This window comes from Dehalococcoidia bacterium (genome assembly GCA_041653995.1).
GTDB lineage: Bacteria > Chloroflexota > Dehalococcoidia > GIF9 > UBA5629 > CAIMUM01.
Genome location: JBAZEK010000003.1, coordinates 204,458 through 228,019, shown reverse-complemented (window position 1 = coordinate 228,019; position 23,562 = coordinate 204,458). Strand labels below are relative to the sequence as shown.

The 23,562-nt window shown below is 53.2% G+C and carries 27 protein-coding genes; 4 read left to right on the top strand and 23 right to left on the bottom strand.

What is annotated here, in order from left to right; genetic code table 11:
• Positions 1–29: 29 nt before the first annotated feature.
• From WC359_10205 to WC359_10180, 6 genes are all read right to left on the bottom strand, one after another.
• Positions 30–1,325 (bottom strand): MFS transporter, encoded by a 1,296-nt coding sequence (locus WC359_10205; protein MFA5400802.1) that lies wholly within the window; start codon positions 1,323–1,325, stop codon positions 30–32.
• Between the two features lie 20 nt (positions 1,326–1,345).
• Positions 1,346–2,269 (bottom strand): 3-keto-5-aminohexanoate cleavage protein, encoded by a 924-nt coding sequence (locus tag WC359_10200; GenBank protein MFA5400801.1) that lies wholly within the window; start codon positions 2,267–2,269, stop codon positions 1,346–1,348.
• Between the two features lie 31 nt (positions 2,270–2,300).
• Complete coding sequence (locus WC359_10195) at positions 2,301–3,335, bottom strand: ketopantoate reductase family protein (protein MFA5400800.1); 1,035 nt, start codon at positions 3,333–3,335, stop codon at positions 2,301–2,303.
• Positions 3,322–4,293, bottom strand: coding sequence for a 3-hydroxyacyl-CoA dehydrogenase family protein (locus WC359_10190; GenBank protein MFA5400799.1), 972 nt, complete (start codon positions 4,291–4,293; stop codon positions 3,322–3,324). Before WC359_10190 ends, WC359_10195 begins: the two co-directional genes overlap by 14 nt.
• 30 nt (positions 4,294–4,323) lie before the next feature.
• Positions 4,324–5,748, bottom strand: coding sequence for an APC family permease (locus tag WC359_10185; GenBank protein MFA5400798.1), 1,425 nt, complete (start codon positions 5,746–5,748; stop codon positions 4,324–4,326).
• Between the two features lie 113 nt (positions 5,749–5,861).
• Positions 5,862–7,205 (bottom strand): aminotransferase class III-fold pyridoxal phosphate-dependent enzyme, encoded by a 1,344-nt coding sequence (locus tag WC359_10180; GenBank protein MFA5400797.1) that lies wholly within the window; start codon positions 7,203–7,205, stop codon positions 5,862–5,864.
• A gap of 183 nt (positions 7,206–7,388) precedes the next feature.
• Here WC359_10180 and larB point away from each other — a divergent pair, with 183 nt between their 5' ends.
• Genes larB through larC form a run of 3 tightly spaced genes read left to right on the top strand, consistent with a single transcriptional unit; the run spans position 7,389 to position 10,218 of the window.
• Positions 7,389–8,177 (top strand): nickel pincer cofactor biosynthesis protein LarB, encoded by a 789-nt coding sequence (larB, locus tag WC359_10175; protein ID MFA5400796.1) that lies wholly within the window; start codon positions 7,389–7,391, stop codon positions 8,175–8,177.
• Positions 8,174–9,007, top strand: a complete 834-nt coding sequence (larE, locus tag WC359_10170; protein MFA5400795.1) for an ATP-dependent sacrificial sulfur transferase LarE — start codon at positions 8,174–8,176, stop codon at positions 9,005–9,007. The genes larB and larE overlap by 4 nt, the downstream gene beginning before the upstream one ends.
• Before the next feature lie 17 nt (positions 9,008–9,024).
• Positions 9,025–10,218, top strand: a complete 1,194-nt coding sequence (larC, locus tag WC359_10165) for a nickel pincer cofactor biosynthesis protein LarC (protein ID MFA5400794.1) — start codon at positions 9,025–9,027, stop codon at positions 10,216–10,218.
• 4 nt (positions 10,219–10,222) lie between these two features.
• On the opposite strand, the gene WC359_10160 is transcribed toward larC, so the two are convergent.
• The 17 genes from WC359_10160 to WC359_10080 form a co-directional block, all read right to left on the bottom strand.
• Entirely contained in the window at positions 10,223–13,519 is a 3,297-nt protein-coding gene (locus WC359_10160) for a carboxyl transferase domain-containing protein (protein MFA5400793.1), read from the bottom strand.
• 416 nt (positions 13,520–13,935) lie between these two features.
• Positions 13,936–14,220 (bottom strand): hypothetical protein, encoded by a 285-nt coding sequence (locus WC359_10155; protein MFA5400792.1) that lies wholly within the window; start codon positions 14,218–14,220, stop codon positions 13,936–13,938.
• 25 nt (positions 14,221–14,245) lie between these two features.
• Positions 14,246–15,079, bottom strand: a complete 834-nt coding sequence (locus tag WC359_10150; GenBank protein ID MFA5400791.1) for an MBL fold metallo-hydrolase — start codon at positions 15,077–15,079, stop codon at positions 14,246–14,248.
• 108 nt (positions 15,080–15,187) lie between these two features.
• Positions 15,188–16,201, bottom strand: coding sequence for an Mrp/NBP35 family ATP-binding protein (locus tag WC359_10145; protein ID MFA5400790.1), 1,014 nt, complete (start codon positions 16,199–16,201; stop codon positions 15,188–15,190).
• A 325-nt stretch (positions 16,202–16,526) separates the two neighbouring features.
• A complete protein-coding gene (locus WC359_10140; protein ID MFA5400789.1) occupies positions 16,527–17,246 on the bottom strand; it encodes a peroxiredoxin in 720 nt (239 codons plus the stop codon).
• 48 nt (positions 17,247–17,294) lie between these two features.
• Positions 17,295–17,693, bottom strand: a complete 399-nt coding sequence (locus tag WC359_10135) for a NifB/NifX family molybdenum-iron cluster-binding protein (GenBank protein ID MFA5400788.1) — start codon at positions 17,691–17,693, stop codon at positions 17,295–17,297.
• A gap of 17 nt (positions 17,694–17,710) precedes the next feature.
• A complete protein-coding gene (locus WC359_10130; protein ID MFA5400787.1) occupies positions 17,711–18,079 on the bottom strand; it encodes a hypothetical protein in 369 nt (122 codons plus the stop codon).
• A gap of 83 nt (positions 18,080–18,162) precedes the next feature.
• Positions 18,163–18,927 carry a radical SAM protein gene (locus tag WC359_10125; protein MFA5400786.1) on the bottom strand — a complete coding sequence of 255 codons (765 nt, stop codon included), beginning with the start codon at positions 18,925–18,927 and terminating at the stop codon, positions 18,163–18,165.
• Positions 18,928–18,976: 49 nt separating this feature from the next.
• A complete protein-coding gene (locus WC359_10120) occupies positions 18,977–19,315 on the bottom strand; it encodes a NifB/NifX family molybdenum-iron cluster-binding protein (protein MFA5400785.1) in 339 nt (112 codons plus the stop codon).
• 42 nt (positions 19,316–19,357) lie between these two features.
• On the bottom strand, positions 19,358–19,597 hold the full coding sequence (locus WC359_10115; GenBank protein ID MFA5400784.1) for an FmdB family zinc ribbon protein: 240 nt from the start codon (positions 19,595–19,597) through the stop codon (positions 19,358–19,360).
• Positions 19,598–19,613: 16 nt separating this feature from the next.
• Entirely contained in the window at positions 19,614–20,477 is an 864-nt protein-coding gene (locus WC359_10110; GenBank protein ID MFA5400783.1) for an ATP-binding protein, read from the bottom strand.
• Entirely contained in the window at positions 20,455–21,315 is an 861-nt protein-coding gene (locus WC359_10105; protein MFA5400782.1) for an ATP-binding protein, read from the bottom strand. Before WC359_10105 ends, WC359_10110 begins: the two co-directional genes overlap by 23 nt.
• A gap of 11 nt (positions 21,316–21,326) precedes the next feature.
• A complete protein-coding gene (locus tag WC359_10100; protein ID MFA5400781.1) occupies positions 21,327–21,566 on the bottom strand; it encodes a hypothetical protein in 240 nt (79 codons plus the stop codon).
• Positions 21,567–21,638: 72 nt separating this feature from the next.
• Positions 21,639–22,004 carry a NifB/NifX family molybdenum-iron cluster-binding protein gene (locus tag WC359_10095; GenBank protein ID MFA5400780.1) on the bottom strand — a complete coding sequence of 122 codons (366 nt, stop codon included), beginning with the start codon at positions 22,002–22,004 and terminating at the stop codon, positions 21,639–21,641.
• 47 nt (positions 22,005–22,051) lie between these two features.
• A complete protein-coding gene (locus WC359_10090) occupies positions 22,052–22,315 on the bottom strand; it encodes a DUF5320 domain-containing protein (GenBank protein ID MFA5400779.1) in 264 nt (87 codons plus the stop codon).
• A 63-nt stretch (positions 22,316–22,378) separates the two neighbouring features.
• A complete protein-coding gene (locus WC359_10085) occupies positions 22,379–22,645 on the bottom strand; it encodes a hypothetical protein (protein ID MFA5400778.1) in 267 nt (88 codons plus the stop codon).
• Positions 22,646–22,689: 44 nt separating this feature from the next.
• Positions 22,690–23,163, bottom strand: coding sequence for a DUF134 domain-containing protein (locus WC359_10080; protein MFA5400777.1), 474 nt, complete (start codon positions 23,161–23,163; stop codon positions 22,690–22,692).
• A gap of 161 nt (positions 23,164–23,324) precedes the next feature.
• Between WC359_10080 and WC359_10075 the strand changes: the two genes are divergently transcribed.
• Complete coding sequence (locus WC359_10075; GenBank protein ID MFA5400776.1) at positions 23,325–23,531, top strand: DUF2892 domain-containing protein; 207 nt, start codon at positions 23,325–23,327, stop codon at positions 23,529–23,531.
• Positions 23,532–23,562: the final 31 nt, after the last annotated feature.

Sequence of the window (23,562 nt, the reverse complement as noted above, 5' to 3'; positions counted from 1 at the left end):
GAAGTAGATTATGCAGGCCGGCGGTCGTATCAGGATTCCATCTGGAGCTCTATTTTCTCCACCTTGGCGTAGTCTTTCTTGTAGAAGAAAGAGCCGACGAAGAAGAGAGCCGCGGCGACGATCAGATAAATGGGCAAAAATGTCATGGCCGTGTGTATGCCGTAGGCGTCGGAAAAGGCCCCTGTTACTATGGGGCCAAGCGATGAGCCAAGCAGGTGCTGGATGACAACCGCCAGGGCCACGGAAGTGGCTCGCAGCCCGGCGTGCACCACGTCCTGGCAGACGGCCAGCGCGGCAGGGATAAAGCTTGTGATGGCGATACCTACCAGCAGCAGCATGAGGTACTGGCTCATTCCTTCGAGAAATGAAAATGCCAGATAAACGAATACCGCCGTCAGCAGTATGGATATGGCGCAGAACAGCAGCCGGGCTCTCAGGTCTTTCCTGTACCACAGATCGGCTAGGAAGCCGCCCAGCGGCGCCCCGATGATTGCCAGCGCCATGATCGCGCTGGCACGCAGGCCGGCCTGGTCCTCCGCGATACCACCGGCACGATAAAAGTAGGTCGGCAGCCAGGTGATGATCGAGGTGGTAACGAATACGACGGCGGCGAATCCAAGGTATGTGAACCACAGGCTGGGAGTCTGAAGGAACTCCCTGCTGATATCGCCGAAGCTCATTTTCTTCTTGCCTGCGCCCTTGCCTTCGTCCACCGTTTTGACCAGCTCCACGGTTTTGTAGTCCTTCACGAAGAAAAACATGATGGCCACGATCAGGCCGGGTATGGCCACCAGGCCGAAGGCGTGTTGCCATCCCAGTGACTTGGCGATAATGCCGCCCAGGGCGATGCCAACCGCGCTGCCCAGCGGTATGGAGGCGTTCCAGATGCCGAACATGCGGGCACGCTTCTCCTCGGGGTAAAGCCCTGATATCATGGCGGATCCGCCGGGCGCATAGCCCGCCTCTCCGATGCCGATCGCGGTCCTGGCGCCGAAGAGTGCTTTGAAGTTGGGCATGAAGGCGCAGGCCGCCGTAGCCAGGCTCCAGAACACGCCCATCAATCCGATAGTCTTCTTGCGGCTCCAGCGGTCGACCAGTATGGAAACAGGGAAGGTGAAGATGAGGATGGACCAGTAGACCGCGGATACCAGCATGCCGCACTCAGCATCCGAGATACCCCAATCCCTCTGTATAAAAGGGAAGAGGGAGGTGACCACAGTGCGGTCGACGTAGTCGAAGAAATAAAGCAGGAAGAGCAGGACGAATATGTACATGCGGGAAGATGACGATAACTGGTATCGCTTTAAAGCCGGCTTACTATCCATCCTGCTCCTCCGATCGTTATTTATTTTTTCTTGAGATGCAGCAATTCCCTGGCTTCTTCCACGGTCGCGATCTCGAAATCCAGCTCGCGTGCGATTCTGACCGCTTTTTCAACCAGCTCAGCGTTGGATTTAGCCAGTTCGCCATGCGAGATATAGATGTTATCTTCGAGACCGACCCGAACGCTATCGGCGCCCAAAAGCATAGCCATTGTGATCATGGGGAACTCATCCTTGCCGATGCCAAGGGCCTGCCACTTGGAATTGGGGAACATCCTCTTGCCCTCTTCCGAGATATACATAAGCTGTTTGGCCGTAGCAGGCTGTCCGCCGGCTACACCCAGAGGATAATCGATGTGGAAGACCATATTTTTATCGAATACCCCTTCTTCGCAGAGCGCCATGGTATTGTACAGGTGGCTTACGTCCCAGATCTCCAGTTCCATGCCCCAGCCCCTTTCCAGGATGCCCTTGATGATCTTCCTCTGGAAGGGTGGTGTATTGCTGAAAGTGGAAAAACCGTACTTGCCGATCGACATATCAAACGTGCCCATATTGAGCGTAAGCATATCCGGCTCGGGCTTGATATCCAGCAGTGCCAGTTTCTGTTCTTCGGATGCCGGGATGATCTGCCATGTGGTCGTATCCACCCAGGCGCCGATGCCGCCGCCGGCCTCGATTAATATCGGGCACTTTTCCCGTATGCGTGCTACCACATCGCCCCAGACCTTGATATCAGGAGTGGCCAGCATGTGTATGGGATCCCTGGCGTGGATATGGCACAGGGTTGCACCCGCATTATACGAGCGAAGAGCCTCCTCTGCGACCTCTTCAGGTGTAATCGGCAGGTAAGGGGTCCTTTTGCCCAGGTTGGGAAGGTTAGGTGTTTTTTCATGTAGCGTGTTTGAACCGAAAGGCGCCACCTGGATAATCAACTTCTTTGTCATGTATGAAATACCTCCTTAATGTATATAATTGTTATTTAATATAAGCCGTGATGCTGTTGAATTCTTTAAGGTTCTCCAGGGAGGGCTTCCTTTTACCGTCCTCTATCTCCTTTATCACTCTGGTCACCATCTCGTTGGCCGGCGTTTTCAAGCCGACCTCTTTGCCCTTTCTGACAACGTATCCGTTGACGAAATCCACCTCGGTTTTGCGCCCTTTTTCGATATCCTGCCACATGGAGGGTTTGGTGGCCTTGTGGTTGGCGAACCCGATCTCCATTAATCCGGACGCCTTTTCAAAGTCCTGCTTGTTGCGTACCAGGACGATGGATGGGGAGACGCCCATCAGGTCGGCGAACTTAACGCCCGCTTTGATGCCCACATCATAGGTCTCGGTGATCACGGTCAGCGCCACCTTGCGGGCGGCCTCATTTTCGATCACGCCTCCGTAGGTCAGTCCCGCCGTCGTGCCGACACCGGTAAATGAGACGGTGATCAGCAGCTTGGTCCAGCGGTCCCCGATGATATTGTCGGAAATCTCGGTATTGAAGGCTTTGGAAAGCAGGGAGGCCGTATCTTCCACTATTTTGCTCTTACCGGTCGGCCACTGGCCGATGATGAACCCGCCGTCGGTGGTCTGCATCAGCTGGCCCGGCCCTTTATTGGTGCTTCCCCAGGTGATGCTGCAGGCGATGGTGCGCTCAACGCCGACGATTTTGGAGATGGTCTCCTCATTTATACCGTTTTGCAGAGAGACGACCGGGGCGGTCTTTGATATCACGGGTAATACGGATTTCAGCGCATTTTCAGTATGCAGTCCCTTGACCGCCAGCAGGACGATATCGGCCCAGCCGGCGTTTTGTGCGCCGACGAAGTCGCCGGGCAGCATAGCCTTGACCGGTACAGTCATCTCTCTGAAGCCGCTTATCTCAAGGCCGCTGTTCATCCGCTTGATGTGCTCTTTGTCGGCGTCCAGCACTATCACGTTCAGGCCTTGCCTGGTCAGCAGCGCTGCGGTGATGCCGCCGATGGCGCCGCCGCCGACCACTAAAATCTTATTGAATCCCATGGGTGTGTGTACCTCCTTTTGTCCCCGCGGGACGGTTAGACACGATATCCAGCAGTTGACGGTCGATCTCCTGCATGACTTCGTCACGACTGCGCCCGCCGTAATCGTAGAATCCCTTACCCGTTTTCATGCCGAAGTGGCCTGCCTGCACCAGTTCGCTGAGGCGGGCTGCGCGCGGGTCGCTGTGGGCGTTGGGATCAAAGCTGAGAACGGCCTGCCAGATGAGGTCCAGGCCGATCAGGTCCATAGTCTTGAAAGGTCCCATTATAGACAGACGTGGGCCCAGGCCCCGGGTAAAGGCGAAATCGATCTCCTCCAGGGTGGCCACCCCGTTCCCCAGAAAATCGAGCGCTGCAGCCATGATGGCCATGTTGAACGAGTTGACCAGGTAGCCGGGCACTACCCTGTCGCAGATGATGGGACGTTTGCCGATGGTCTGAATCAGGTCAACGGTATCCACGAATGTTTTATCTGAGGTAGCACTGCCGCGCGCCACTTCCACTACCGGCATGACCTCCGGAGGATTGACGAAGTGTGTCAGGATAGTCCTTTCTTTGCGAGAGACCTTTTCAGCTATGTTGTCGATGGAGAGCGTCGAGGAATTGCTGGCCAGAATGGCATGCGGCGGGCAGACCTTCTCCAGGTCGGCGAACACGCGGCTTTTAACGGGCAACTCCTCCTTGACAGCCTCTACGATGAAGTCGGCTTTACCTGCGGCCTCCTCTATCGATGATGTCAGGCTAATCCCGGCCGCGATATCTTTACCACCGCGCCTGCCCGGAGCTGTTCTGTCACCGAACAGACGCGCCATCGAATTGATGCTGGTCGCAGCGCGCTCCAGTGCCGCGGGATCGATGTCGGCCAGTGAAACAGAGTAACCGTGGCGGGCGAAGGATATGGCGATACCCGGGCCCATTACGCCCGCCCCGATGACGGCAATACGTTTAGTTCCGGGCATCGTTTTCTGGCTGCTCCATTTCAAACCGGTCTATAGCAGCGTTGCCGGTATGACCTTCTTTCTCGCTTTTTGAATGTAGTAGAGGCCCAGTCCGACGATGATGGCGATGACGAACAGTATAATCGGCCAGGTGACCTTCTGCATCAGCAGGAAGACGACCAGCAGCAGCATGAAGAGCACGTTTAACACGGCGGCAGCGATGGCCGTGAATGAAACCCAGCCCGGCTTGAATTTGAATTGCGACAGCTTGTACTCCTCGGGATGCGTCTTGTGCAGCCGGGCGGCTGCGATCAGCACCAGTGTGACCATCCACAGCATGCCGAAGTTGAGCATAGCCCCGTAGATGCCGAGGCTCTCGCCGGCCAGCAGGAGCATGATTACACTTAATGCCCAGGGCAGGGTGAGTCCCCAGTGGGGCGTGCCCCACTGCTTGTTGATATTTGCCATAAATTTGGGGAAGAAGCCGTCCTTGGCGTAGGCCATGACGTAGCGTCCGGCGATAGTCATCACCGCATGCACCGTGGAGATACAGGCCATCACGGCGCCGCCGATGATGAAGAAATAGAACCAGAACGAACCGGCGCCGAAGATCAGTTTGCACGCGGCGCCCAGGTCCTTGGATGCTGCAAACTGTTCCCAGTTCATGACTCCGATGGCGACTATCTCGACAAACCAGGTCAGCAGGAATGCGCCGAGTATGGCGATGAGCAATCCTCTGGGTATTGTAACGCCGGCCTTTTTGACTTCATCTCCAAGCTCGATGCCGAACAGTCCTCCGGCCAGCAGTGTGTAGCAGATGGCCGCGGCCGCTATCAATCCTACCGTCTGTCCCAGCGCCGGCGCCATGCCGGGGAATTTCAGATTGCCCGTGAACATATTAGAAAAGTTCGACCATTCGATCTGGGGGAGGCCGCCGAAAATGAACGCCAGCAGCGCGGAGATCAGCAGAAATACCATGGCGAACTGCACCAGGGCGGCGGGCTTGATACCGATTATATTGATGATATAGAAAAGAGTGATGGTGATCAGTGCGATCAATACGACCCAGGAGATGCCCAGGCCGGGCACCATGGCGGGCGCATCCGGGAAAAGCATCATGATGAAGCGCCCGTTGGTGATGGCGAAGAGGGGCAGGCCGCCCAGCGGCATGGCCACCAACAGCACCATCACGCCCGCTACTGCCATGGGGTAGGAGGCGAGTTTGCCGTATTGATAACTGGCCGCCGACTTGGGCGCGATGGAAGTCAGCAGCATGTAGGGTATGATGGCCAGGAAGACGGGTAGGGCGGAGATGATCTGCGCGATGATGAGCGATGGGCCGGTCAGGCCCGCAGCGACATTGGTCAGTGTGAAAAGAGAGCCGCCGATGTTCAGGCCGATCATGAGAAAGATCAGCAGTACCAGTGTGAGCTCTTTTCTGAGTATGCCTTGACCTTGCTGTGTTTCTTCTGTCATCCCATCTACTCCTTACGTTTTTATTTGTATCTGCCGGGAGAAAGGTCAGTCAAGGCATTATACAATTTCCATTCTCCCTGTCAATAGACTTACATGAACAGCCTTTATATCAATTACTTATAGATGCTGAACGCCGTCTCAAAAGCCTGCCGGCTTTTCTGTATGTCCTTCTCGGTCATAACGCCCGACATATAGACGTGGCCGGGAAGTACCACAACTCCTGGATCACCCAGCAGCAACGCCAGCCGGATCATCAGGTCGAACTCGTAGACCTCCAGCACCTGGCTCATATCGAACTTTCCGTTAAGGCCGAAATGCACGATGCTGTAGAGGGCATGGGCCGAGACGTCCATCTTGAGGCCGGCCGCCACCTCGTTGATGAGTTTGGCCAGGTCGGCTGCTCTGTCGATGGAGTTCTGTATATAATTGCCTTTCTCGAGTTCCTCAATGAAGGCGATGCCGGCCGCCATGGCCAGCGGGTGAGCGCAAAATGAGCCCATGGGGAAGAGCGGCCCGAAGTGCTCGGCCCTGGGGTCCAGAGCGCCGACCACCGACATCACGTCCTCGCGTCCACCCACCGCGCCGATGGGTATGCCTCCGCCCACCGGTTTGCCCAGGCAGGTCAGGTCGGGCGTTATGCCCAGCACCTGCTGGACGCCGCCGATGGCTACTCTGAATCCGGTGGCCACCTCGTCGAAGGCCAGCAGGACGTTGTATTTAGTGGTGAGCTCGCGAAGCTGCTTCTGGAAGCCCTCATTGAGCGGCGTGCCACCCGAGGAAGCGCCCAGCGGCTCGAGCACGACGGCCGCCACCTGGTCTTTGTTATCCTGAAGAGCTTTCTCCACGATCCCTATATCGTTGGGCGGCAGGTTGATCAGGTTGTCCCAATGGTTGTTGGGTATGCCCAGGGTGAAGAGGGTGCCCGATCCTGCCGCCAGCGCGTCGTAGGACAGGACGCCGTTCCAGCCGTGATGGTGTCCGGCGAATTTGATGATCTTGTTTTTACCGGTGAAGGCCCTCGCGATCTGGCAGACCAGCTCGGTGGCCTCGTTGCCGGAGTTGACTATTTTTATCTTCTTGATTGAGGGGTAATGCTGCATCACCTTCTGCGCCCACCTGGTGGCGAGCTCCTCGCACATCTCAAGGTGGAAGCCGTATTTATCCAGCGCTTTATCGATGGCCTTGCGGATGGCTGGCGCTTTGTGTCCGATATAGGAGATACCCTGGTCGATGAACATGTCGATGTACTCGTTGCCGTCCACATCGTAAAGCCGCGACCCTTTGGCATTGTCGATAAAGAGAGGATAGGGTCTGTGCCAGATCATGTAGGCGGGTGCGCCCATGGGGACTATGTATTTGCGGGATTCTTCGATCAGTTTCCTGGATTTAGGGGTCTTTTTCTCGTAGGCGGTGATAACTTCTTTGTATTTCTCGTCGCTCAGCTTAGGTATACTCATTTCTTTCCCCCCTTTGCCCGCCCGGCCGAATGGCCTTACAGGCGGCGGACGCCGTTATTTTAATCCACCGTGTTACAAAAAACAACTATTTTGTATAAATTGTTTAATCCCAGCTACGACATCCGTATTGTACTGCACCTTCTGCTGCGTTATACTTACCATAACGCGTGAGCGGAGAAGCGGATGATAAAAGGTGAGCATAAAAAGATAGAATCCGTGGGGCAGAAATTCAATCAACGCTGGTTGACGGATTTGCTCAAGAAGGTCAGGTCGGGGGACCTGTCCCTGCAGGATGCTGTCAGGCAGTTGAGCGTCCTGCCTTACGAGGACATGGTGCATGCCAAGCTCGACCACCATCGGAGCCTGCGCACGGGCTTTCCCGAGGTTGTCTTCGGGCCGGGCAAGACCAGGGAGCAGCTGGTCAGTATTGCAAATAGTCTGGCGGCGCATTCCGGAAGGGTGTTGATTACACGCGTCGACGCCGATGGATTCAGGGCTATTAAAAAGAAATTGCCGGACGCCGTTTATAATGCAGACGCCCGCGCCGTTATTATTGACCGCATTGTGAAAAAGGCGGGAAAACCGGGCATAACCATAGTTACGGGAGGCACGGCGGATATACCCGTGGCCGAGGAGGCTGCTGTCACGGCCGAGATGATGGGCAATAAAATCGAGCGCATCTTCGACGTGGGCGTGGCCGGCATCCACCGCCTGTTCGATCATCTTGAACAGGTCAGGAGCGCCAGGGTAATCATCGCCGTAGCAGGAATGGACGGCGTGCTGCCCGCGGTGCTGGGTGGGCTGGTGACCTGTCCTGTCATAGCGGTACCCACCAGCGTCGGCTACGGGGCCAGCTTCAAGGGCATTGCGCCGCTGCTGACCATGCTCAACAGCTGCGCGCCGGGCGTTGCCGTGGTCAATATCGATGGGGGGTTCAACGCCGGCTATCTGGCCGGCCTGATCAATAGATGAAATCACACAAACTGAGTGTTGAGAGCAAGACCGCTGATAAAGTCGGCCATCTGGAAAATATGCTCGGCAAAATGGGTTCCGCTATCGTGGCTTATTCCGGAGGGGTGGACAGCACATTTCTGTCCGTCACGGCCGCCGCTATATTGAAAAACAGGGTGCTGATTGTTCTTGCTAAATCACCGCTGATGGAAGCAGAGGAATTTCAGGCTGCCAAAAGACTGGCGTCATCGCTCAAACTGAAACTGGCGGTGATAGAGTTCAACCAGCTCGACATACCGGACTTCGCCGTCAATAACAAGGATCGCTGCTATCACTGTAAGCTGAATATGCTGGGTATACTGAATGAGACCGCCCGCGCCAGGCATATCAGATATGTCTGCGACGGCACCAACTACGACGACCTCGGTGATTTTCGTCCCGGCCTGGTGGCTATAGCTGAGCTCGGTGTGCGCAGCCCGCTGGCGGAATCGTTCCTGACCAAGCTGGAGATCAGGTCCCTTGCCAGAAAGAAGGGATTGCCGAACTGGGAGAAACCTGCAATGCCCTGCCTGGCCACCAGGATACCGCACCGCACTCGCATCACGCATGAGTTAATAGGTAAGGTATCGTCCGGCGAGTCCTTCATCCGGGGACTGGGCGCGGAACATGTCAGGCTGAGACATCATCGTGATATAGCCAGGATTGAGGTTGATGATAAAGGATTTGCGACGCTCTTAAAGAAGGACAACCGGCGAGCCGCTGTAGAGGAATTGAAAAAGCTCGGCTACAAACATGTCACGGTCGACCTGGCCGGTTACCAGATGGGAAGCATGAGCAGGTTGGCCATTTAAATAGAGAAAGGATTTTAATGAATAAAATTGCATATTTCGACCTTTATGCCGGCTGCAGCGGCGATATGATAATGGGCGCATTGTTGGATGCAGGGCTGTCCAGGCCGGACCTTGAGAAAGAACTGGCCAGGCTCCCTTTAGAGGGATACAGGATAATAGCCGAAAAGGTAAAAAGGGGTGCCCTGAAAGCGACCTGGGCCCGGGTCATAATTGATGAGGCGGTAAAGCAACCCGACCGCTCATATAGCGATATCGTGGATTTGATCGCAGGCAGCCGGCTCGGCGATGAGTTAAAGAAAAAGGCCCTGGATATTTTCCGCAACCTGGGTGAGGTGGAGGCTAAAATCCACGGGACCAAGCTGGAGCTGGTGCACTTCCATGAGATCGGATCGGTGGATTCCATCGTGGATATAGTGGGAACGGTTATCGGATTAGATCTGCTGGGCATAAATCAGTGTTACTCCTCTCCGTTTCCTCTGGCGGAAGGCTCGATCGAGTGCCGCCACGGCGCCCTGCCGCTGCCGGCGCCGGCCACTGTGGAACTTATAGCGCGCAGACAGTCGCCTGTGGTGAAACCCTGTCATGCCGCCATGCAGGGGAGGGAGCTGGTGACGCCCACCGGCGCTGCAATCGTAACAACGCTGGCTGATTTTAGCCGGCCTGAGCTGAACCTGGAAAAAGTCGGCTACGGGGCAGGCAGCATGAATGCCGATGAGTACCCCAACGTCATGCGATTGTGGACAGGAATGTCGTCCGACCGTGATATTCATGGGGATATGGTGCTGCTGGAGACAAACATCGACGATATGAATCCGCAGATTTACGACTATGTTATGGAGAGGTTGTTCGCGCAGGGCGCGCTGGATGTCTGGTTCACGCACATTCAGATGAAGAAGAATCGTCCCGCCGTTATGCTGAGCGTGCTTTGCCCCGCTGATGCCGAGTCGAAGCTGGCAGAGACCATCATGCGCGAGACGTCGACACTGGGAATCAGAGTTCGTCCCGTCAACAGGCATATCGCCGGCCGCGATATCGTAGAATTCGAATCAAGCTATGGCAAGGTCAGGGTAAAGGTCAAGCGCTTCGATGATGAAATTGTCAGCATCGCGCCTGAATACGACGAGTGCAAGAAGATAGCAGCCGAGAAACATGTGCCGCTGCGCGATGTTTACCGAACGGTTGAGGCCGAGGCGCGCAGGCTGATTAAATAGAGGTTTACCACGGGTCAATAAACGATCGACCGGATGACCCCTGTGATTTTCCCTGTATTGATTTTAGACCGCGCATGATCCAGCGGCGTGTTTCGGCGGGATCAATCACAGCATCGACCTCCATATAGGAGGCCATATTCAAGCCCTTGCCCATGGCGTAGGCCTGCTCCACGAAAAACTTGTAGGTTGCCTCTCGCTCGGCGGGGTCCTTTATCGCTTCAAGCTCTTTCTTGAAGCCATGTTTGACCGCTCCCTCCAGTCCCATCCCGCCGAATTCACCGGTCGGCCAGGCAACTGTGAAGAATGAATCGTGGAAACTGCCCGCCGCCATAGCCATGGCGCCCAGGCCGTATCCCTTGCGAAGCACAACCGTGAAGTAGGGAACAGTCATATGTACTCCTACCACAAACATACGGCACACGTGGCGCACCTGCGCGCGTTCCTCAATTTCGGGCCCGACCATAAAGCCCGGCGTATCGCATAACGACAGTACGGGAAGGCGATGCACATCGCAAAGCTGGAGAAAACGCGCTGCCTTGTCCGCATCGTTCGCCTCTATGGCGCCCCCCATATGCCTGGGATCGTTGGCGATCAAACCGAACGGCCTGCCCTCGATACGGGCCAGCGCTGTAACCATGCCGGGTCCGAAATTCGTTCTCATCTCCAGTACGGAGCCTTCATCCGCCAGGCCTTCTATCACCTTCCTGACATCATAAACCCTCAGCCTGTTCTCTGGTATCAGCCAGCGCAGCCGGCGCTGGTCGGCGGCCTCCCACGTCGGGATCGAGCCCTGGAAATATGAGAGGTATTTCCTGGCAACTGAAACTGCTTCAGCCTCGTTGGCCACCTCGATATCAACCACGCCGTTGCGGGTCTGAATATCGATGGGGCCGATATCCTCCACCTTAACAACGCCCAAACCCCCTCCCTCGATCATAGCAGGGCCGCCCATGCCGATGTTGGAGCCCCTGGTGGCGATAATAACATCACAGCAACCCAGCAGAGATGCATTGCCGGCGAAGCAAGGACCTTCGACGATGCCGATGAGTGGGACCTTACCATTCAAGGCGGCAAAACGGCTGAAAGTGGTGAGATCGAGACCGGCTACTACGTTGGCATCGGTATCGCCCGGCCTCCCTCCACCGCCCTCAGCGAAGAAAACGGTTGGAAGCTGCCACTGGTTGGCAATGTGCAGCATCCGGTCCATCTTTTTGTGGTTGAAAAGACCCTGCGTGCCGGCCAGCACGGTGAAATCGTAGGCCAGTACCATACAGCGGGCTCTGTCATCGCCGAATAAATCACGGTTGACCGTTCCGACTCCCGTAATGAGTCCGTCAGCGGGTGTCTTCCGTATAAGCTCATCCAGCGAGCGCCGGCCGCGCTGCGCGGCTACGATCAGAGCACCGTACTCAATGAAGCTGTTGAGATCGCAGAGGTCATTGACATTTTCGCGGGCTGTGCGCCGGTTCTTGCTGCGCCTCTTGGCTACAGCCTCGGGACGTCGCTCATCGAGAGTGAATGAATGGCGTTCTATTACTTCTGCAAGGTCGGGACGGATAACATCCAGATCGATTTCGCCCTCGGTGGCTTTTGCGTCGGCTGATACCTCGGCCTCCTCGAGGAAGAATAGGGGTGAGCCGGTCTGCACGTTTTCATTAAGCGAGATACAGACGGCCCGCACGTATCCGCTATGATCGGCTGTAATCACATGTTCCATCTTCATGGATTCCAGCACGACCAGTTTTTGGCCCGCTGCAACGGCGTCTCCCTCAATGACTTCGATGTTCACCACACATCCCTGCATGGGTGCAGTAAGTGGGATAGTTCCCGGGGGTGCTGAATGCCACTGAAGGGCGGCATTTCCGGTGGTACTAACCGGGCCGTCCGGGAAAAACCTTTCTTTCTGCCGGTCTGTGATCGCCGCCAGCGAAGCGGCATTATCTTCGATGAAACGTGAATAAATATCGTTATTTTTGACTTCCTGCCTGGCTAAGAGATTGAGAAGTAAGGGAATGTTAGTTTTCACACCGTCGATGCGGAACTCTTCCAGTGCGCGCCGGGCCCGGGCAACCGCGTTCCCGTATTTGTCTGAATGCGATGTGACAATCAGCTTGGCAAGCAGTGAGTCGAAGGCCGGGTTGGTGTTGTAGCCGCTGTAGCCGTAGCCATCCACACGGATACCCGGTCCGGACGGGATTTCGTATGTGTTTAATCTGCCGGATGAAGGTATTACGTTACCGCTCCGATCCATAATTTCCATGTTGATGCGCATTTGCAGCGAGTATAAGCGGGGATTGCGAGCGTCATGCGTAAGGCCAAGGTCTGAAAGTGTTTTTCCACCTGCTATTTCGATCTGCGTCCTGACCAGGTCGACGCCCGTGACTTCTTCAGTGATGGTGTGCTCGACCTGAAGACGGGGATTGGCCTCCATAAAGGCAAATGACGGTTTGCTGCCGGTGGAGCTATGGACCAGAAACTCGAAGGTGCCGAGACTGACGTAATTAACCTGCCGGGCGATACGCAGTGCGGCTCCTGTTAACTCTGCACGCAGTTTTGCAGAGATCGATGGGCTGGGCGCAATCTCGACCAGCTTCTGACTGCGTCTTTGCAGTGTACACTCCCGCTCTCCCAGATGGATCACCTCCTTACCGTCACCGATGACCTGTACCTCGATGTGTCTGGCCCGGGGGATTAGCTGTTCAATATAGACGTCGTTAATTCCAAAAGCAGCATCCGCTTCCGACCGGCAACGATTGTAGGCCTCTTCCAAGTCTTCGATCCTGTAAACAGGGCGAATACCTCGGCCGCCTCCACCCATAACGGCTTTGATTACGACGGCCGCATCAGGGCCCATTGACATGAAGAAAGCCCTGGCTTCTTTCAGCGTAACCGGCCCCCTGGTGCCGTGTATCACGGGAACAGCACATTCTTCGGCTAAATAGCGGGTGCGAGCCTTGTCTCCGAACAGTTCCAGAATTTCCGGACGCGGTCCGATGAAAGTAAGATTTGCCTGCTCGCAACGCTGCGCAAAATCCGCACTCTCGCTGAGAAAACCATAGCCGGGATGCACGGAATCGCACTTTGCTTTAAGCGCAAGGGAAATAATCTGCTGCCTGTCGAGGTAGGCGGCCGCCCCTGTCCCTTTCAGTGCATAAGACCTGTCTCCGGACAGTACGTGCAGGGATTTTGCGTCGTCCTCGGAATATATGGTGACTGTCTGGATGCCGAGATCGGCTGCCGCCCGTGCGACTCGTATCGCTATTTCACCCCTGTTGGCGATGAGGATTCTATGTAATTTCATCGAAGATCCAATCAGGCTTTTCAACCTCCGCTCAGCTATAAAAGTATAGCAGAGTTGTCAATGGACAACGTTTGTCGACTATATGATGGTAGAGTCGACTATAATTCCATCTGCGGTCCGAAGCGTCTTATACCGGGCATTTCTGGTAGAGCATACTGCGCTCAATGTTTTCGACAAGCTGCATATTGATTATGGCTATTATAAACTTTTTACAAGGTTATTTAATAACAGTTGTAACGTTTAAAAACGAGGGAATAGAGATAAGCATGCCGTCCATTACCACCCAATAGAAAGCAACTTTAAAAACCAAGCTATGATAGCAGCAATGGCAAGTAGCATGCGCCAAATGTTCCATATGAGCGACGGTTATGAGCCACTTGATTGGTTTCCCACTATATAGCCCTGGAGTCAGTCTCTTACTGACGGGAATTTTCAATTTGCATCTTGTATTTCGGGGTTCCCTTTTCAAGGTAGAAAAGGAATCGTACCTTTTCTCCTGCCATCAGATGTCTTTCAGACTCCTGACGCAGCTGCTTGAAATCTATTTCCTTCAGTAAAAATGTGAGCAGCTCTAACTTTCGTTGAAGTTTCCTCTTTCCCGGTTTACCTGACAAGAGCTGGGCAAGAGTATCCGCATATTCTCTTTTGGTGATAGTATGAATACAATTTGAAAGGCTGGGCACCATCTCGATCGTCAGCATGGTACTCTCAGTTTCTCTTCAGGTATTATTTTAATGTTAGCCTGGTACCGGCATTGTTCAGGAAAAATATGCCAGGGAACTCCTGAGCCAGACGTGCGGAAGCGCCGAAACCGGTGCAGTGTGATACACCGAGTTTCTGAATCCCGATCTCCTTCAGGTCCGCTATAGTCCTAGCAATCCGTTCCTCGTTGGCAAATATAAGATGGGTACCTCCTATTACGGCATATATATTGTCTTTGCCGGTTATTTTCTGCGCCTGGCGCAGGGTATTAATCATTCCACGATGGGCGCAGCCGAGTATAACTACCAGGCCGAAGTCCGTATCGATCACGAGTGCCAGGTCATCGGCAAGGGCATCAGGCTCCATACCATCGGGATTTTTAGTGAACAGGTTGCCGTCGATCTGCTCATAATCTGTGATCATCGGGATTTCGCCGGTTGTGGTTATGTGTTCAGTAATGGATACCGGCTCACGGCTGATAATGAGACGTGTGCAGATGGTCTCCAGTTCATCCTTGGAAAAGGGTGCGCCAATGGACCGATAGTTATCCGGTCCGAAGCCGACATGTTTGGCAGACCATAAATCCGGATGGCAGATGACACTGGCACCCTTGCACTTTTTCACTATATCGCGCAGTCCACCGGTGTGGTCTGCATGGCCGTGGCTCAATACTATATCATCGATTGATGACAAATCAATGCCCAGGAGCTCGGCGTTATATGCGGCTGACATGCCCGGCCCGGTATCCATCAGGACCTTTTTCCCGTCCGCCTCGACCAGTATACTCAGTCCCCACTCGCCGAGGAAACCATACCCGGCGGTATTCTCGCTTAAAGTAGTTATTTTGACTTCCATCATTTGCTCCTCACGTTTTGCGGATGCTACGTATGTTAAATGGCGATGGTCGAAAACATCGAAAGCCAACTATTGCCGCTGTTTTCATTGTGTAATGTCATCGTAATATGATCACGCCCCGGTTGATGTTTCAGCATAGTCAGACGATGCCAGGGCCTCGCCTATTTGATCGATAAAGTCGGATTGATATTTTTCAATATGCCCATCATCACAGAGTGCTGCCAAATCCGGATCGACCGGTATTTTACCCAGCAGAGGCGCCTGAGCCGCCGCCGCCATTTCTTCCGCCCTGCTTTTTCCGAAGAGTTCAATTTTTTTATCGAGTTCCTTGATATAAAGGTAGCTCATGTTTTCTACCACACCCAATATATGTTTGTCCATTTGCTGGGCCATTTTTACTGCCTTCCTCACTATCATGGCTGTTAAATCCTGCGGTGTAAAGACGACAATCACACCTGAAATGGGAAGGGACTGCATCACCGTGAGAGGAGCGTCCGCAGTGCCTGGCGGCAGGTCGATAATTAAATAGTCCAGACTGCCCCAAAGGACTTCCTCCCAGAATTGAGTGATGGCCTTGCCTATAAGCGGCCCGCGCCATATAACGGCTTCGTCTTCGCTGGGCAGCAGAAGATTGATCGACATGATCTCAATGCCTGATTTGGATGTGACCGGCAAGATGCCGCTCTCGTTTCCTCCGGGACGGTCGGTTATACCAAACATCTTGGGTATACTGGGTCCGGTGATATCGGCATCGAGTATGCCGACTTCAAATCCTTTTCTTCTCAGAGCAACGGCTGTGAGTCCGCTAACAAGCGACTTGCCCACACCGCCTTTGCCGCTCATGACGGCTATGATCCGATTGATTTTGTTCAGGTCAAGGGGTTTGGCGTCACTATAGGCTATATCTACATTTTTTATGTTGTGCAGACCTTTTAAAGATTCCTTGATTTTTGCTGTTATCCAGTTCTGAGAGGATTCGTCCAGGGCGGTTGAAGCCAAAGATATTTTAACTTCGCCGTCGGTTATTGTGATGTCACGTATCAGGTTCATTAAAGTCAGGCTGCGCACTGCATGTGGCACCAATATCTCATCGAGCCCGCTTCTTACTTGTTCTGGTGTTGTCATAATTCCTCCATTTGTAGTGTGCTAATTGACGCGATCTTTTAGAAACTGAGAACCTTGTTGCACTCTTCTATCCACTCAGCTTTTCATCCAGCATTAAAGCATTCCAGGTTATATCTGTACCATCGTAGGGGTTACCATTTATAATAATGAGTACCTTCATAAATTACTCCTTTATCCAGTACAAAGCTATGAGCTTTTTTGTTTGACTACTAAACCGATTACGTCATCGCCCTATCATGCGAGGTCGCCCTCCCATGGTCTCGACGTCCTTGCAGCCGATCCCTTTGATTGTGAACGATATCTGGTAGTCCCTGTCAACGTTGCATTATTTCTTTTTGGTGCAGGCTTTTAACACTGTGTCCTTATCCAGTTTCTTAGTGCAGAAGAACCAGTCGTAGCATTTCATGTCTTCTTTGCCGTCCATCCTGTCCTTGGCCACGCCACACGAGCCTGCCGGAGGGACTATTACATCATCGCCCGGCCTCCAATCAGCTGGAAGGGCAACAGAAAACGCATCTGCTGTCTGTAAAGCGATTACTATCCGATGAAGCTCGTCGAAGTTCCTGCCAAGGCTGAGCGGGTAATAAATAATGACCCTGATTATTCCTTTGGGATCGATCACAAACACAGCGCGTACTGCCTTTGTGCTGCTTTCCCCCGGTTGGATCATCCCGTATTTTTTAGCTATCTCCATGGTAATGTCTTCAATTAAGGGGAATTTCACCTCTATATTTTTCATGCCTTTATACTCGATCTTATCTTTGATCGTACGTAGCCAGGCAATGTGGCTGTAAAGGCCATCGATAGACAGCCCAACGAGTTTACAGTTCACTTCGGCGAACTTCTGCTCCATGCTGGCAAAGGTCATGAATTCCGAGGTGCATACAGGGGTGAAATCCGCCGGGTGGCTAAATAAAATGACCCAGCTTCCTGCAAATTGCGCGGGGAAATCGATCTCTCCCTGCGTAGTCACGGCCTTAAAAGACGGCGCCTTGTCACCGATCCTGGGCATTGAGACTGCATTGGATTCTGCGTTTTGTTCCATGACCTCCTCCTTTTTATCGCTCATTTATTTCAACCGATTAAAAACCGATTAATGCAACCGATCCATCAGGTTGGGCAACTTGCCCTCTGCAAATAATTTAATCGCATCTTCAATGCTTGAAACATCGGTTACAATTGGTTCGATATTGTAGCTTTTCATGCTGTCATAGGCGCCCATACCCATGCCTCCGGCGATCAGTACATGGCAGTCTTTAATCGCCTCAGCCATACTGGCGTGTTTTCTCTGTGAATCTGTATCGTATCCGTGCGGACCAGTTGCGGCACCATGTCCGCTTTCCTGGCTGGCGAAATGGCGATGTCCCAGCTTGTCGCGCCTCTCCTTGCCGGTGATCTTCCCGTTATCCATGTTAAAGACCATGTAGTATTGCGCCCTGCCGAAATGCTGACAGATTGTAGATTCGTCGTCAGTGACCACTGCGATTTTCATAGTTTATTTCTCCTGTTTTAATCAACAATTAACTTGCACTGCAGGTTGCCTGCATCATAGTCTACCTTTACTTTAACCTGCTTGCCCTCGGAAAGCAGTCTCTCCGCCTCGCTCCGCAGCTTCTCTAAGTCAGGAGACTCCAACAATGCCAGCAGTGCCTCATAACGCTGCTGCAATTCTTCATCACTGGATTGCTCGCTGAGCAATGCGAACAGGCAGTTATCCAGCTCTTTCTCGGCAAGACACTTCAAGCACCTGCCCGGTACTTCGTTACAAGTATAGTTAGGCTCAAGATTGATTCTTTCCATTTCAGTCATCGCCACCTGTTTAAATTTTCCGGTGGGGTCCTGCAGGACGGGCACCGGCACTATCGGATTGTACTTCATACGTAAAAAGCAGACAAATGTAAAAAGATCTTTTATGCAGGTTTCGTTTCGATTTAATATCTGATTCATGCTGATTATATTAGCTACGCTTGAGGTCTGCGGCGCTTCGTTTGCTGTTGATTTAGTGGTAATACAGCCGGCTTTGCAGCTTGGTAGACGTCAATAACGTGCTTGAAGCCGGAAAAATCTCTCCTTATTTGAGATAGCTCAGATCGATTCAATGGTTTGACCGGGCATGGTCTGAGTGGCGTGTTGATCTGGATCTCATCCGGGTCAAGAGCCTTAACTAATTCAGCCAGCTGAGGTCCTTTCCGCCGGTTTGTCTGCATGAACATTAACTGGAGAGCCAGCTTTCCGTCGAATATGGAACGAAATGATCTGATTCCTTCAATTAACCGGTGAAAAGACAGGCTGAATACAGGCCTGTTGATAACATGTAACAGGTCATCGTCAGGAGCGTCCAGCTTGGCAACCACCATATCTGCGCCGGCTAATTCCTCACGTACATGCTGTTGATATAACAGAGATGAATTTGTCAGTACGGCGATAGGAATACTCAATGATCGTCGGGCCATCTCAATGGCTTCTCCGATATTGCTTGCAAGCGCAGGCTCTCCGACACCGGAGAAAGTCGCATAATCCGCCTCTATCGGCGGCAGCGAACCAAGTTCATGCTCCAGGCTCTTGAGCGAAACGAACTCCTTTCTGGCGGCTTGCCTGTTTAATGTGCTTCCTAACTGGCAATAGACGCAGTCGAACGAGCAGGTTTTAAGGCGGGTCGAAACCATGTCTATGCCGAGAGATCTCCCCAGACGCCAGGATGGAACAGGGCCGTAAATAATAGACATATCGACTGCTACCACTGTTTCCTATAATTGTGCTTCTTCAGCCGTGCGATTAGTGGTCGCAGGCGTTATCGCCGGTCACAAGATTGCCATTGAGATAATCGATAACTATCTTTTCAGGTTCGGCAGCCGGTGCGCCCAGCAGTACATTGATGCCGTTTTGCTGGAAAAGAGAGATGGCGTTGCCGCCCATACCACCGGCGATCACTACCTGTACACCCTGTTTGGCCAGCCATGGCGGTAAAAGTCCCGGCTGATGCGCCGGTGAGGCTACCAGCTCTTTTCGAATGATACTCTTGCTCTTTTCGTCGGCGTCGATCAGGGCAAATTGCTCGCAGTGGCCGAAATGCGCCGATAATATTCCTCCGTTTACGGGTATCGCATACTTCATGTAAAACTCCTTCTTTTATTTAATAGCGGTATCCTTCAGCTATTACTTGTGGCACTGCCCTCCTGAAGAACAGGGAGGTTTATCACAGCGCTCGGTGCGCCCGCAGCATGTCTGCCCGCCCTGCGGTTTGGCTTCAGTTCTGATCAGGCCGGGCATCGAAATCTGTTTACTTACAGAACTGCTACTACAGGATGGGCATTTGAGATCACAGGCGCCGCCCATTTCGTGCTTGAGTTCAAAACGGTGTCCGCAATCTTCGCAGGCGTAATCATAAATAGGCATAATGTTCTCCTGATAATTAATCGGGCGATATAAGTTCTTCGATATTCTTCCAGAGCCGCTTGACCTCTCCGGTTGCCGGTCCTTCGCCGTATTCCACCAGCGGGATGCCATGTGCGACCGCACGGTTTACAGCGGTATCGAAGGGTATCTTCCCGGATACCTTGATCCCGATATCGGCGCAGTGTTCTTCTATCTTTGAGGCCTTCTCCTCGTTGATATCATATTTGTTAATACACACTGTGGCGGGCACTCTAAAATGGCGGCAGACTTCGATAACACGTTCCAGGTCGTGCAAGCCCGATACCGTTGGCTCGGTAACCAGCAGCGCCAGATCGGCGCCGGAAAGCGATGAAATCACCGGACAGCCTATGCCGGGAGGTCCGTCCGTGATGATAGTAGAATAGCCTTTATCCGCAGCAATTTTTCTGGCCTGTTGCCTGACCAGCGCAACCAGTTTGCCGGAGTTCTCCTGCGCTATACCCAGGCGGGCGCGTACCAGTGGTCCGTATTTGGTATCCGAAATATACCAGTGACCGGCCATGTTATCCTGCATTGTAATGGCGTTGACAGGACAGATATGTGCGCAGAAACCGCAGCCTTCACAAGAAACGCGGCTGACCTGAAAATTATGGATAGCGTCAAACCGGCATAACTCCTGACACAGACCGCATCCGGTGCAGGTGGTTTCATCGATGTGGGCGATCTGACCGCTCCAGAATTCCTCTGTCTGCCTGTCGGTTGGCTGCAGAAGCAGGTGCAGGTCGGCGGCGTCCACATCGCAATCCGACAGCACTTTATTGTGCGCCAGGGCAGCAAAACAGCCGGCAATGCTTGTCTTTCCTGTTCCGCCTTTGCCGCTAAGCACAACGACTTCTTTCATGTAAAGCTTCCCTGATTTCAGTGTATACATTCGTAAATGAATCCTGCCATTGCGATATGCCCTCGGCCAGTGTGACACCTTCGGAGTAGAGGTGGGCGATACCCCTGTCGAGGGGTATGTCGAGCAGGACAGGTATGCCTTCACGGATGCAATATTCATGTACCAGGGTTTCCCCGCTGACAGCACGATTGACGATCACACCGCAGGGGATACCCAGTTGCCTGACCGTCTCAACTGCAAGTTCCAGATCATGCAGTCCGAAGGGCGTCGGCTCTGTGACCAGCAAACAGTAATCGCTGTCCTTAATGGTTTCCACTACGGGGCATGATGTGCCCGGTGAAACATCCAGTATGGCAAGTCTATCACGATTGATCTTTGTTTTAACCCTGCGGATAACGGGGACAGCCATTGCTTCGCCGACGGTGAGCCTGCCCTGCACGAATTCGATGTCACCCGCATTTCCTGACTCCACAACGCCCATCTCCCTGCCTTCTTCGCAGATAGCACTTTCGGGGCAGAGATAACTGCAGGCGCCGCAGCCGTGGCACAACTGGTCGAATACAAGCACGCTACCGGGCACCACGGCTAAAGCCTTGTAGGCGCATACCCGCGCACATTCCCCACAGAAGTTGCATTTGGCATAGTCCACCTTCGGAACGGGTATGCTGACCGTTTCGCTGGTTGTAATGACCGGTCTGAGGAAAAGGTGATCGTTGGGCTCCTCGACATCACAGTCGAGTAACTGCACCTTTTCCTTAGCGCTGATACATATAGCCAGGCTGGTGGATACAAGTGTCTTCCCTGTTCCGCCTTTGCCGCTGGCAACAGAAATTATCATTTAACCTCTGGTCAGCTTTGTGCCGCATTTGGGACAGCTGATGCTATAACAGGGTTTACCGGCCTGGTGTGCCACTTTAGCTCCGCATTGAGGACAAACACATTCTCCGCCCGGCCCTGCGCCGGGACGACTGCCTCCCATTCTACCTCCACCCATTCCTCTGCCTGCGCCTCCGCCAGCACCCATGCCTTTACCTCTGCCTGCGCCTCCACCAGCTCCTCCACCAGCTCCTGTCCCTCTTCCTGCGCCACCTTGAGGTGGACCTGTCATATCTCCTCTTGGCATTGTCTTACCTCCTTTCAATACTTTTATACTTTTTATCACTAACCGGCAGATAGACCATGGTGAGGTTGTACAGTGGCCTGACCGATGGCATTGAGTTTACCTGCTTTATAATCATTGATAGCATCTTTTACCTTTCCGGAAACGCCGGTGTAGACCTCAACACCGGCAGCCGAAAGAACCTGATAGGCATTTGGCCCGCAGTCACCGGTCAATACAACTTTTGCGCCGTACGTTACTACCGTCTGGCCGGCAGCGATGCCGGCGCCGCCTGCGGAAGCATTGTTGGCAACCGCTACGAAATCCATCGTATCCGGGTCGACAAAGATAAAATAGTCGCACCTGCCGAAACGCGGGTCAACATCGGCATCGAGACCCTGTCCGGTGGCAGTCACTGCTAATTTCATACTTTTCCTCCTAATCTATTCATTTAGCCTGTCTGGCAATATCTGGGTTAGCGTTTCTCCATTTGATCGATCCTTGCCTCCAGATTTTCAAGCTCATTTAACAACTGGTTAATATCGTTTCTGAGCTGTATGATCTCCTGCTGATTGGGCGGAGCCTGGTAAACCGGCCCATAATCCGGTCCGTAGCCGCGGTGTGCAAAGCCGCGACCGTAACCCGCGCCGATGTTGCCTGCCGGCGTTACGCAGAAGCCCCTTGCTCCGCCTGTCATGGGGCCAAGACCCCTTGGCCCGGTTCCATCAAATCCTGGCATTTGAATACCTCCAGTTATTTATATTTTTCAGGAAATTAGTAGATGAGTGAATGCAGTGGCCAGTTAAGACCCCCGTCGTTCCATCTCGCTAATTGTTGCCTGCATCCGTGACAGCCTTTCTTTCAAGGTGGACACAGTGTTTTTCAGGTCGCCCAGATCATAATCTGCGGCAGCGGGCGCTTTACCCTGATAGCCGGGCATATAGTTGGCCGGGTTATCGAAGTAATACCCGCACCTGGGAAGGCCTCCACGGCCGCGGCCGATATACGGCCAGGCAGCATAGGCTCCCCTGAAACCCCCTACCATTCCGTAGCCTCTTCCGTATGGCATTTTTCATCTCCTTCTGCATTTTCAATACACGCTGACCGACCATTTCAGCGGCTTGGTCCTCCTCGATGGCATCTGCCCCCTCTTCCACGCCCTCGGGTTAAATTAGTCTCTGTCAGCAAACCTGGTGCGGTGGTATTGCAAACAGGGCATGCCTGCAGAGGTTCTGCCATGGCCTGCTCGTGCGGCACATCCCACTGGTGGCCGTTTTCGCAAACGTAACGGTGCGGAATAATTTCGACATTACCACCTTCGATCCTGATTGCTTTACCACTCAGTAGCGCGTCGGCGATCTTTCTACGCGCCGATTCCAGCACCCGCTGAAAAGTGGAGCGGGATATGTTCATACGTCCCGCTGATTGCTCCTGGTCGAGATCTTCCAGGTCTTTAAGGCGCACTGCCTCGATCTCTTCAAAAGACAGGCAGACTTCATCCAGGAACCTCAGCGGCACACCTGCCGGTTTGTAATAATTAATCCCTGGCATGAAGGCGATCCTGCGGCATTTTCTTGGTCGTGGCATTATAACCTCAGACTACTACATTATGGGCATATGCCCATAATCATTATATGGTGTCTGATATTTTTGGTCAAACGAGGTGTTGCAGTAAGTTGCAGACAAATCGCGACGTAATTGACCTCCATACACAAAGGTCTTAGAATTTGGTCAGGGAGGTCGGTTATATGAAGAGAAACGAGGGAACGGCGGATCGCGTAATCAGGGTTATCGTCGGCATCATTTTAATTGGTCTGGCAATGTATTTTATGGGGTCCTGGGATTTATGGGCCGTCATTGTAGTCGGTATACTGGGCCTGATCGCACTGATAACGGGAATAACCGGATATTGCGGATTGTATTCCCTTCTGAAGATCTCCACGATTAAGAAATAGATTGCAGGATGGGGTCGTTGCCGTGACGGCA